Annotated in this window: 11 protein-coding genes; 7 read left to right on the forward strand and 4 right to left on the reverse strand. The window is 38.6% G+C overall.

Annotation, left to right across the window (positions count from 1 at the left end; genetic code table 11):
• Nucleotides 1-196 precede the first annotated feature (196 nt).
• The 5 genes from ACTJJH_RS11290 (at nucleotide 197) to proB (ending at nucleotide 5,764) form a co-directional block, all read left to right on the forward strand.
• Nucleotides 197-1,654: a glyceraldehyde-3-phosphate dehydrogenase gene (locus ACTJJH_RS11290; protein WP_002118702.1), complete on the forward strand. Its 1,458-nt coding sequence runs from the start codon at nucleotides 197-199 to the stop codon at nucleotides 1,652-1,654.
• Between the two features lie 149 nt (nucleotides 1,655-1,803).
• Nucleotides 1,804-2,529 (forward strand): hypothetical protein, encoded by a 726-nt coding sequence (locus ACTJJH_RS11295; protein WP_017399267.1) that lies wholly within the window; start codon nucleotides 1,804-1,806, stop codon nucleotides 2,527-2,529.
• 11 nt (nucleotides 2,530-2,540) lie between these two features.
• Nucleotides 2,541-3,215 (forward strand): hypothetical protein, encoded by a 675-nt coding sequence (locus ACTJJH_RS11300; protein WP_005073191.1) that lies wholly within the window; start codon nucleotides 2,541-2,543, stop codon nucleotides 3,213-3,215.
• A gap of 179 nt (nucleotides 3,216-3,394) precedes the next feature.
• On the forward strand, nucleotides 3,395-4,615 hold the full coding sequence (cgtA, locus tag ACTJJH_RS11305) for an Obg family GTPase CgtA (RefSeq protein ID WP_002118576.1): 1,221 nt from the start codon (nucleotides 3,395-3,397) through the stop codon (nucleotides 4,613-4,615).
• Between the two features lie 15 nt (nucleotides 4,616-4,630).
• Nucleotides 4,631-5,764 (forward strand): glutamate 5-kinase, encoded by a 1,134-nt coding sequence (gene proB, locus ACTJJH_RS11310; RefSeq protein ID WP_002118789.1) that lies wholly within the window; start codon nucleotides 4,631-4,633, stop codon nucleotides 5,762-5,764.
• Nucleotides 5,765-5,790: 26 nt separating this feature from the next.
• Here proB and ACTJJH_RS11315 read toward each other — a convergent pair whose 3' ends face one another.
• Nucleotides 5,791-6,447: an HAD-IB family hydrolase gene (locus tag ACTJJH_RS11315; protein ID WP_069123833.1), complete on the reverse strand. Its 657-nt coding sequence runs from the start codon at nucleotides 6,445-6,447 to the stop codon at nucleotides 5,791-5,793.
• A complete protein-coding gene (locus ACTJJH_RS11320; protein WP_440601139.1) occupies nucleotides 6,414-7,622 on the reverse strand; it encodes a DUF1615 domain-containing protein in 1,209 nt (402 codons plus the stop codon). Before ACTJJH_RS11320 ends, ACTJJH_RS11315 begins: the two co-directional genes overlap by 34 nt.
• Before the next feature lie 83 nt (nucleotides 7,623-7,705).
• Between ACTJJH_RS11320 and dusB the strand changes: the two genes are divergently transcribed.
• Nucleotides 7,706-8,731: a tRNA dihydrouridine synthase DusB gene (dusB, locus tag ACTJJH_RS11325; protein WP_005067871.1), complete on the forward strand. Its 1,026-nt coding sequence runs from the start codon at nucleotides 7,706-7,708 to the stop codon at nucleotides 8,729-8,731.
• A 37-nt stretch (nucleotides 8,732-8,768) separates the two neighbouring features.
• Here dusB and ACTJJH_RS11330 read toward each other — a convergent pair whose 3' ends face one another.
• Together ACTJJH_RS11330 and ACTJJH_RS11335 are read right to left on the reverse strand one after the other, a co-directional pair.
• Entirely contained in the window at nucleotides 8,769-9,815 is a 1,047-nt protein-coding gene (locus tag ACTJJH_RS11330; protein WP_199113107.1) for an NAD(P)H-dependent flavin oxidoreductase, read from the reverse strand.
• Nucleotides 9,816-9,933: 118 nt separating this feature from the next.
• Nucleotides 9,934-10,635, reverse strand: a complete 702-nt coding sequence (locus ACTJJH_RS11335; protein WP_005067876.1) for a VIT1/CCC1 transporter family protein — start codon at nucleotides 10,633-10,635, stop codon at nucleotides 9,934-9,936.
• A 266-nt stretch (nucleotides 10,636-10,901) separates the two neighbouring features.
• On the opposite strand from ACTJJH_RS11335, the gene ACTJJH_RS11340 reads away from it, so the two are divergent.
• Entirely contained in the window at nucleotides 10,902-12,119 is a 1,218-nt protein-coding gene (locus ACTJJH_RS11340) for a tetratricopeptide repeat protein (protein WP_320124317.1), read from the forward strand.

The raw sequence follows: 12,119 nt of genomic DNA on the forward strand, positions 1-12,119 counted from the left end.
AAGAAAAAGCAAAAATTTAGCTGCTTTAAACAATAAGATAATAAAAAATAATTATAGGTATTTTATGAATTTATGATGAATTTTAGGAAAATCTAGTCACTAATGTCAGCTTTTGATTCATTCTTGCCAATAATTCCATTACAATTACGGGGTTTTAAAAATCACGCCTAGATATAATTAATTAGAGGACGTATCTGTGAGCAAAGACACTATCATCGCCCTGCACGCTGAACACCAAGGCCGTTGGAAAAACCGTGAAGAAATCGCGGAACGTATGATTGCATTAATCGGTCAATTATACCGTGAAAAAAATATTGTCGTATCTGTTTACGGTCGCTCTTTAATTAACCGTTCTGTTATCCAAATTTTGAAAACTCACCGTCGTACACGTGTTGTAGACGTTGAGCTTTCTGTTGTAAATACTTTCCCAATTTTAGAAGCTTTAGCAAAAGTTGAAAATATTGGTTCTGCAGAAGTTGATATCGGTAAACTTGCTGTTGAATATAAAGAAAAAGGCGGTGATGTTGATGCTTTTGTTGCTCAATCAGTTGAGTCAATCAAAGGTAGCGCAACTTCTGAACAACCTAAAGATGTAGTTCTTTACGGTTTTGGTCGTATTGGTCGTATCTTGGCTCGTTTAATCATTAGCCAATCAGGTTTAGGTCGTGGTTTAAGCCTTAAAGCAATTGTTGTACGTAAGTCTTCTGACGGTGACTTGGCAAAACGTGCTTCTTTACTTCGCCGTGACTCTATTCACGGTACTTTCGCTGGTACAATTTCTGTTGATGAAGAAAACGAAGCAATCATTGCTAACGGTAACTTCATTAAAGTGATTTATGCGTCTAGCCCAAGTGAAGTTGACTATACTGAATACGGTATTGAAAACGCACTTTTAATCGACAACACTGGTAAATGGCGTGATGCTGAAGGTCTAAGCCAACACTTGAAATGCCCAGGTGTTGCACGTGTTGTATTGACTGCACCAAGTAAAGGCGAAATGAAAAACGTTGTATTTGGCGTAAACAACACAGATATCTTGGATGAAGACAAAATCATCTCTGCTGCAAGTTGTACAACAAATGCAATTACTCCAATTCTTAAAGTATTGGATGACAAATATAAAGTTCTTAACGGTCATGTTGAAACTGTTCACTCATTTACAAATGACCAGAACTTAATCGATAACTACCATAAAGCAGATCGTCGTGGCCGTGCTGCTACTTTGAACATGGTAATTACAGAGACTGGCGCAGCTAAAGCAGTTGCTAAAGCATTACCTGCATTGAAAGGTAAATTAACTGGTAACTCTGTACGTGTTCCTACACCAAACGTATCTCTTGCAATCTTGAACTTAACACTTGATAAAGAAGTTGATCGTGAAGAAGTGAACGAATACATTCGTCAAATTTCGATTAACTCTAACCTTCAAGGTCAAATTGGTTATACCAACTCGACTGAAGTTGTATCGAGTGACTTTATCGGTTCTCGTACAGCAGGTGTATACGATGCTCAAGCAACGATTACTTCTGGTAACCGTTTAACTGCTTACGTTTGGTACGATAACGAAGTTGGTTATAGCTGTCAGGTATTACGTATCGCTGAACAAATGTGCGGCGTAAGCTACAAAAAAATTCCAGCAGAATTGAATGCTTAAGATCATTTAACGATCTATAAAATATTTTCACAAAAAGACCCAGTTTAGACTGGGTTTTTTTACAACCGTACAAAATATATGCTGACTATTTTTTGTAAATAAATGAGAATACAAATTAAGGAAAAAAAGAAAATAGTAAGGGATAGGAATTGTCGCAGTTTAAACGTTTGTTGGTCGTTTTTGTATTCATCATTATTGCCAATTTATGTGGTGTACTCATTGCAATATGGGTATTTAAGCACTTTAATATTTATATTCCACTGAAAAATCAGGCAGTTGCTATTGATTTACAAGAGCCTCTACAGGTTAAGGTTAAAGTGCAAGATGCTTTAAATGTGGATGTAAAAGGGCGCGTAAATGCCAGTATTCCAATTGATGAGAAACTGAATATTCCTTTAACACAAACATTAACTCCGCGTGTTTACTTCGATAATATGGTGCCGATTAGTACAACCATTCCAGTCAAAGAAACATTAAAAGTTGAGCAAAATCTACCAATTGATACCAAGGTTCAGGTGCGTGTTTTGGGGCGTGATATTACATTGCCATTGAAAGGAACAATTCCATTAAAACTTGATGTGCCAATTGATATTAATGTTCCGCTTGAGCAAAAGGTTCATTTAAAATTTGATGCTCCAGTACGCACGGTATTAAAAGAAAATCTACATATTCCTTTAAAAGCAAGATTGGACACGAATATCCCAATTGAGGGTAATTTAAATGTACCTGTTAAAACTGCATTAAATGCTTCGGTTGATGTAAAAAATACTCTGCCTGTTAAGATTGCAAATGGTGAGTTAAAGATTCCTCTGTCCACTATGCGATTAAATCGAGTATTAGGTTCAGAAACATCACAAAAGACAGCTGATCAATAGGGTGGATGCTAATGTTTCGTTCACTCAAGAGTATGTTAATCAGTTTCTTTTTAATGATGATACTTGCCGCTATTATGTTTTGGGTATATCTCAATATTCAAGCAAATTTAGTCGTTTCGGCTCATAATGCCGACATTAGTTTACCTGACTCTCTAGAAACAAAGATTCAAGTTGGTAATACTTTGCAGGTTCAGTCTATTGGTAAACTTGATACAACCTTAGATATAGACCGCCAATTAACTTTACCCTTAAAAGGGAAATATTTGGCAGATTTAAATTTTGCCGTAGAAACTCCTATTACGGTAAGTGTCGATTATTCAACGACTCTAAAAATTGATCAGGTTATGCCTTTAGAAACCACCACAGATTTGGTTTATCAAAGTAAGTTTTTACCAAAATTTCCCCTTAAATTAGATATCCCTATTAAATTAGATGTGCCTTTTAATTTAAAACGTAGTTATACCGTTCCCGTTAAAATTGTTTTTGATGGTCCAGTTTATTTTGAATTCGATGAACCTGTAAATTTATCGGTGAAACATCAGTTTAAACCAAGCCTAAACGTAAATGATCCTATGGAAATGGGTAATGTCTCTTCATTTAATGCCATCATGTATAATTCTGTGCCAAAAACAAAAGCAAATCTTGATATGCAAATGACCTTACCTCTGCGCAATGTTCATCCTTGATAATTAAATAAATTGGCTAAATTTTATTTTTTATAAGGATCCTATTTGCAAAACTAAAAGCATATGCTGGATTAAAGATAAAACAGATCGTTATAAATGGAATTGTTCCATTTTCTATTCGAGAATTTTATGAAAATATGGCAGAATAGGCGGTTTTAGAGTTTTTAGAGGATTGGCAGATGCGCTTTGTTGATGAAGCAGTCATTACCGTAGAGGCTGGCGACGGTGGCAATGGCGTAGCCAGTTTTCGCCGTGAAAAATTTGTACCATTTGGTGGCCCAGATGGTGGTGATGGCGGACGTGGTGGAAGTATCTATATTCAAGCTGATGACGATACAAGTACGCTAGTCGATTACCGTTACACACGTAAATTCCGTGCTGAGCGTGGAAAAAACGGTGCAGGTGCTAACTGTACTGGACGTGGTGGTGAAGATGTGGTTTTAAAAGTACCCGTTGGTACAACAATTGTTGATACAGATTCAGGCGATATTATTGGCGATTTGGTTGAAGACGGCCAAAGAATTCTGGTTGCTGGTGGTGGTGAAGGTGGTTTAGGTAACACTCACTTTAAATCATCAACTAACCGAGCACCGCGTAAATGTACAACTGGTACAAAAGGTGAGTTCCGCGAAATTCGTCTTGAATTAAAAGTATTGGCAGATGTTGGTTTGCTAGGTATGCCAAATGCCGGTAAATCTACTTTCATTCGTGCTGTAAGCGCTGCAAAACCAAAAGTGGCAGATTATCCATTTACAACCATGGTTCCAAACTTGGGTGTAGTCGATGCTGACCGCCATCGTTCATTTGTAATGGCCGATATTCCAGGGTTAATCGAGGGTGCAGCAGAAGGTGCAGGTTTAGGAATTCGTTTCCTTAAACATTTGGCACGTACTCGTATTCTTTTACACATTATTGATGTACAACCAATTGATGGTTCAGATCCAGCGCATAATGCAAAAGCGATTATGAATGAGTTGGCTAAGTTCTCACCAACTTTGGCTAAATTACCAGTTGTTTTAGTACTCAATAAACTTGATCAGATTGCTGAAGAAAGCCGCGAAGAGTGGTGTCAGCACATTCTAGATGAACTAGAGTGGACTGGACCTGTCTTTAAGACATCGGGCTTATTAAGCGAAGGTACAAAAGAAGTTGTGTATTACCTGATGGATCAAATTGAACAACAACGTGAACGCGAAGTTGAAGATCCTGAATACGCAGCAGAAGTAAGAGCTTTCCGTGAACAACTAGAAGTTGAAACACGTGAACAAACCATTGCGGCAAAAGAAGCATATCGTGCAATGCGTCGAGCACAACGTCTCGAAAGCATGATGGACGATGATGATGATTTTGACGATGATGAAGACGACAATGATGTAGAAGTCATCTACGTTCGTGACTAGAAAACCGAGGGAAACATGATAGAAGTGGTCGATGGGCAACGTCAGCTCAGTGAGTGTAAACGAATCGTTGTTAAAATCGGATCATCTTTACTTACGGCTAATGGGCAAGGTTTAGATCTGGACGCTATTTCGCATTGGGCGAAACAGATTGCAGATCTGCACAATGCTGGACACGAGATTATTTTAGTGTCATCAGGAGCTGTAGCAGAAGGTATGGTTCGTATGAAGCTTGCGAGTCGACCCACCGATCTACCCAGTCTACAAGCCTGTGCTGCAATTGGGCAGATGGGCTTAATTCATACTTGGTCTAGTGTGCTTGAAAACCACGGTATTCGTACTGCTCAGGTTTTATTGACTCATGATGATTTGGCAGATCGCCGTCGTTATCTGAACTCGTGTGATGCTTTGCAAAACTTGATTGATTGGCGTGTGATTCCTGTCATTAATGAAAATGACACGGTGTCTACTGATGAGATCCGTTTTGGTGATAATGATACTTTAGCTGCTATGGTGGCAGGTCAGGTTCATGCAGAATTGCTGATCATTTTAACCGATCAGCAAGGTATGTTTGACTCAGATCCGCGTCATAATCCTGATGCTAAATTACTCTCTACTGTTCGTGCTATGGATGATGATTTATTCGATATGGCCGGCGGTGGCGGTGTGCTCGGGCGAGGTGGCATGGTCACTAAAGTTCGTGCTGCGCGTTTAGCTGCTAAATCGGGCTGCCCAACCCTCATCGCGAGTGGCGAAAGTGATAATGTCTTATCACGTGCGATGGCAGGTGAGATGCTAGGCACTTTGTTTACTACAGATAAAGACCGTATGACTGCTCATCAACAGTGGCTCGCTGCTCATTTACAAACGGCAGGCCGTCTTGTGATTGATGATGGTGCTGTTGAAGCGATTAAATTGAAGCATCGCAGTTTACTCCCTGTTGGAGTTAAAAATGTTGAAGGACATTTTGATCGTGGTGATGTGGTTGAATGTGTTGATAAACAAGGTAAACGTATTGCGGTAGGTCGAGTGAACTTTAGCTCACGATCAGCCGAAATTATTAAAGGCTTAGCCTCAGATAAGGTTTATCAAGTGCTTGGTGAAGCTCGTTCACTTGAAATGATTCACCGTGATCATATGGCAATTTATTAAGTTTTGTTCAAATAAAAAAGCTCGCTTTATGCGAGCTTTTTTTCTGGTGTTAAACGAGGTAAAACACGGTCTTCACCTACCATATATGGATGTGTGGCGAGACTGAGCATGTCTAAGTCTTCCGAGCTATTACCATACGCATAAATCTGGTGGTAATGCTGTAGCGTATATTGCTGATGTATCCTTAACTTCTTTTGTTCACTACTACAGTCTGGAGTGGAATAGTAACCCGTCATTATGCCGTTTTTAATTTGAGTTTCGGTACAAATCAACTCGATATCTAGTAACTTGCAAAGTGGAGCAAGATAGACATCAATTGAAGCTGAAACTAATACGACCTGATCACCACGCAGTTGATGGTGTTGTAACTGATTAAAAATTTCAGGCGAAAGCGCAGAGACTAGCTCTTGGGCGTATTCTTCACCTAATTTTTGTAATTCAATTGCAGGCGTATTTTTAAACATGCTGCGGAATAACTTGGCACGCATAGCATGGGCAGGGTAAAAGTTAAGATAGTAGGCTTGAATCCATGGCAGAATTTTCAAGCCTTGCTTAACAATGTGACGCTTAGATAAAGCATAAAAGATGAACCCTGTAAAACTATCTTTACTACACAAGGTTCCATCAAAATCGAACAGGGCGAGACTTTTTATAGTCTTATTCGTTTCGCTCGTTGCATACATGTTTCATATCGTCCGTTTACGCGGGTTGCATACCAATTGGTATTATAATCACGACTTAATTTAGGCCCAGAAATTACCACTTGAGGCATAATTGCATAGAGTGGTTCTTTGCCAGTTTTTGATTTATAAAGTTTAGTCAGCGCAATATAAGTTTGAGTACTTTCAAACTTTTTCTCTTTTTCTAATTTAAGATCATCACGAATTTGTCGTGGGGTAACCAATACATTATTTTTTGCAAATACCGTAATCAGCTCTTTTTCTGACTCGCTTTGAGCTGCGCGTGGATCGCCATCTTTTGTATAAAGAAGTAGATCGCCATCAAGGCTTATATCTTTATCGGTAAGTTCTTTTAGCATTTTTTGAAAAGCTGCATTACGGCTAGAGTACATACCAGAGTTATAATCCGCAAAACGATAAATGGCTTTATCGTAGTCTGCCGGATAAACCATTAAACGATGTATGCCGTAATATAAACCACCGTATTCAGTATATAGGTCATCGCGGAGCGCAGCAGTACTCATACTCGAACGCTTATTGGCTTTAGCATAGTTAATATGAACTTGCATTGAGCCCAAAGTCGTAATAGGGTTCATTTTCTCGCCAATATCTTGACCAACCAATTTGGCTGCACCAGTTAAGGCACTCACATGATAGTGTTTAGCCATGAAGTCGAAAATTTCTCGGTAAAGTAAGTCGAGTTCTTTCTCGGTTTTAACTTTACGCATTTGACTCATATAGTTGTTATCAGGAGAGGGCTGAGTTCTTAGAACTTCTTCAAAGTAACCAGCAATTGTTCCACCAACGGTTTTGCCAAGCTTATCTTCAAATTTTTCATTTAAACGTGTACTAACTTCTTCAACTGCTTTTTGTCCTAACCCAGGCACTTGAGGGTTGGCAACAAAGTTAGATTCCTGATCCACTACAGCCACAATACTGCAGACATTTTTCTTGGTTTTAGGAATATTCAAGTTTTTCATAATGTCATCAATATCTTTAGCCCATGACTCACGGTCATGCACACGTGATGGAATTAGACGTTTAATCTGTTGGCTTTCTAGTTCAGGCTCATCATTGTTTGACCACCAAGCTTTATCACCACAAGCAGCTAAACTCATGCATACGGCAGCCATGCCGAATGATTTTAATAAAAAACGGGAAGACAACGGTTTGTTCATGGCGAGGAAAGCACCTGCATAAAAAGATGAGCCGATTAAGCGGATGAAGTATACTATGTTGATCATCAATTGTATGAATATATATGTATATTGGTCCCTATCAACTGTCAAATAATTTAATTGTTGCTCCTATGGCCGGAGTAACTGACCGTCCATTTAGAACACTCTGCAAGTATTTTGGCGCAGGCCATGCAGTCAGTGAAATGATGACTGCTGATAAAACTTTGCGGATGAGCAAAAAGAGCCTCTACCGTGCGAACTTTGATGGTGAACTCGCTCCAATCTCTGCTCAAATTGCAGGTTCTGATCCTGAGCAATTGGCAGAGGCTGCACGTTATCAAGTAGCAAATGGCGCACAAATTGTTGATATCAATATGGGATGTCCTGCCAAGAAAGTATGTAATAAGCTCGCTGGTTCAGCGTTATTGCAAGATGAGGACTTGGTAGCGCGAATACTTGATGCAGTTGTCGCTGCTGTTGATGTTCCCGTGACTTTGAAAACCCGTTTAGGCTTTTTAAATGGTCAGGAAAATATTTTAAGAGTAGCAAAAAGAGCAGAAGAAGCGGGGATTGCCGCGCTAGCTTTACATGGCCGCACCCGTGAAGACATGTATTTAAATACAGCACGTTATGATTTGATCAAACATGTCAAAGAATTAATCAATATTCCACTTATTGCGAACGGTGATATTGATAGTCCTGAAAAAGCAAAATATGTACTCGACTATACAGGGGCCGATGCAATTATGATTGGTCGTGCTGCTCAAGGTCGACCATGGATTTTTCGTGAAATTGCTCATTATTTAAAAACTGGTGAACACTTAGCTGCACCTAATATTGAAGAGGTGAAGCAGGTGTTACTAGGACATTTATCAGAACTTTATCAATTTTATGGTGAATACTCTGGCTGCCGTATTGCCCGTAAACACATTGCTTGGTACACCAAAGGATTACGTTCGAGTAATGAATTCCGCCAAAATATGTATAAAGTTGAAAGTACTGCTGAACAGGCAATAGTAGTCGAAAATTATTTTAATCAGCTATTGGCTGAAGGCAATTTGATGAGTGATGTTCAAGTTGAGCAGGTTAACTTACTAGAAACCCATTAAATAAAAAGCCAGTATATGATTACTGGCTTTTTAAGATTTACTCATCTTCTAGCATTTCTACAACTAACTGGTTAACCAGATCAGCAGCATCTAGCTCTCGTATTTGAGAGACATTACTACCCGCCCAAAAAGCACCGAAGCCATAGTCTTTATTCTTGCTTGCAATGGCATTTAATTGCTTGGCTAGATCGTATGCATATGGATATTCGGGTTGAGCAGGGCGATTAGGTAAATCAATTTGTGTGTGCCAATGGTTGAGCAAGCCACGGGCTGGACGCCCAGAAAGACTGGCGCTGATTTGTGTCACAGGCTCATTAAATAAAGCCTTACGATACTCGGTAGATGCATTTGATGTATGGCATTGCACAAATGCTGTTCCGAGTTGAACCGCAGTAGCTCCTAAGCTCAACATATATCGTGCCTGAGCTCCATTCATAATACCGCCTGCGGCTACCACAGGTGGTTTGCAATGCTTGACAATAAGGTGTACTAAATCGCTCGTTTTAATTGCTGCATCAAAGGTTTTATTAAAGATTCCACGATGTCCGCCTGCTTCAATCCCTTGAGCAATAATAATATCTATACCAGCCGCTTCAATGGCTTGTGCTTCAACTAAATTGGTAGCAGACACCATCGTAATAATTCCGGCATCTTTTAATGCCTGAATTTGATGGGGATGGGGAATGCCAAAATGAAAACTGACCGCTTTAGGTTTGGTTTCTAATACGACATTTAGAAAATCATCGTTATCAAGAAAACTTGGATAAATACAGTTTAAGTTTTGAGGAGGCTGTTCTCCGAACTTTTCAAATTGTGGGCGTAAATATTCAATCCATTGAGCAGAAGTTTGAAGGTTAAGTTGTTCGGGTTGATGACAGAAAAAATTAACCTGAAATGATTTTTCTGTAAGTGTTTGGGTTTTTAAAATCTGTTCACGTGCACTTTGCGCCGTATTTGCACCTAGACCTAAGGACCCAAGACCACCCTGATTAGAAACTTCTGCTGCAAGTTCAGGTGTAGATACACCTGCCATAGGGGCAAGAAAAATTGGATGTTTAATTTCAAGTTGTTGTAATAGGTCCATTTTATTCACCTCATTTCTTTCTATTCACCATAGCGTGAAAACCGAACCAAGAGCAAATAATATTGGGCATTTAGTTTTTAAATATTTAGTTCTTAAACATTGATAAGTTCTGATTTTTTTAAAGTGGAGTAACATGAAATAAAGAGCCGATCCAGCTTGAAAAGCCCATCGCTAAAATTCCCCACAAGGTAATGCGTAGGCTCCCTTTAAGCTTAGAAGTGCCCGCGAAATGACTTGATAGCGCTCCTAAAAAAGCTAATGAAATAATGCCAAATATTAAGACTGTTTTTTCGATCCATATCTCTGGACTGAGTAAAATAGCCAGCATAGGAAACAATGCCCCAAATGAAAATGAGCCAGCTGAAGCTAATGCGGCTTGAATAGGATTTGCTGCGGTATTTTCATGAATACCTATTTCATCACGCGCGTGAGCCCCTAATGCATCATGATTTGTAAGTTCAGTAGCAACTTGTAGCGCTAAATCAGGTGCTAAGCCTCTGGATATATAAATTTGAGTGAGTTCGTCCAGTTCACGCTGCGGATGCTTTTTAAGTTCTTGTTCTTCAAATTTTAAGTCGGCTTTTTCAATATCTTCTTGTGATTTTACTGAAATATATTCTCCTGCAGCCATAGAGGTTGCACCGGAAATTAAACCAGCAATACATGCAATAAGAAGTGTATGAGCAGAAGCCCCACTTGCAGCCATTCCCATAATTAGACTAGTAACAGAAATAATTCCATCATTTGCCCCTAAAACGGCCGCCCTTAACCACCCTGAGCGGTGAATAAAATGATGTTCTGGATGTTGAGAAAAGGACATGTTTTCTCCTATTTGTAGTTATAAATTTTTATCTTATCCTATAAGATTATTTACAATAATACGATTAAAAAATGTGTCATTATAGGAAAAACAAACAGATAAGAACTTTTTAAAACATCATATTAAAGGAGATAAAATGAACAATTTAAAGAACTCATCTACTTATATAAACAGTGTCATTTATGGGTTTAATTATAATACTTATTGATTAAATTTTAATTTGATTGCTACGCAAGCATTCTATCTACTTTACTTTAGAGGTCCCAATGAATAGCAAAACAATAAAATCTATAACCCGTTCCTTTATCGTTATTGGTTCGATCTGTCCAGCTTTATGCCTCTTAAGTATTGAGACTAGTTTTGCGCAAGAGATTGTTAATCAAGAATATAAACCAGGTAATCCAATTTATGATAAATGGGATCAATTTTATAAAATTGAAAAGACTCAACCTGAAAATGCCGAGAAGTTATTATTAGAACTTGGAGAGATGACACCACAAGATATTAAAGTATGGAAAAGCTTAACTTATTTACAAATTCGACTAGGGAAACAAGATGCAGCTTTGCAAAGTCTGAGAAAAGCAGAGGCCTTAGACCCAGCAGATGATAATTTAAAACTCCAAGAAGCCTATTTATTGAATTCTCAAAAAAATAATAAAGAAGCTTTGGTAGTTTTTAAGGAGCTTACGCAATCTAAAGATGCTGATATTGCGACTAAAGCGACACAGGCTGTAAAAAATCTGAGTGGAGGAGAGGTCAAAACTTATTTCCGTGATGTGTATTTTGCGCCTTCATATGAATCACGTTACGACGATGTAATTTTCCCACTTAAAGCTCGCTATGGTAAGAACCTCGATAATGGTCGAGCGCAGGTGTATGGCTTTTTAAATCTAAACCGCGATACTCAATCTCAAGGCGGAGTACGACCTGAAATTATTGATGAAAATGCAGTAACTCTAGGTGTAGGCGCTAATTATCAACCTTGGACTTCTATACCTGTGCGCATGTATTTAGAAGTAGGTGGAAGCTATGATCTAATTGACCGAAATAGAGATAAGTTTCGTGAAAGTGTTGTCGGTGGGGTGACAGGTTATCAAGAATGGTATTCTCAAAATAGTTGTAATCAGTCACTTTGTTTTAATGATTACTTCACTGATTTATATGGCAATGCTGCAACTTATTCTAGAGAAGATTATAACGTTATTGGTGATTTGAGATTACGCACGGGTCTGAATATCTATAAAGGCGAGAACGGAACTGTACAAGCTTATATGAAATTGCATGGCTTAGCTGACAGTAAAGATGAATATTACAATAATTTATTTGAATATGGCCCAGGTATTTCATGGCAGCCTTTTAATTATCAACCAATAAAACTACGTGTTGAACGACTATATGGCAATTACTTTAAAGATGTGCCAGTAAATACGAAAGATCATTACAACAATACTCGAGTAGAACTCGTTTTTTATAAGGATTTCTAA

This window comes from Acinetobacter sp. 22301 (genome assembly GCF_052045285.1).
GTDB lineage: Bacteria > Pseudomonadota > Gammaproteobacteria > Pseudomonadales > Moraxellaceae > Acinetobacter > Acinetobacter pittii.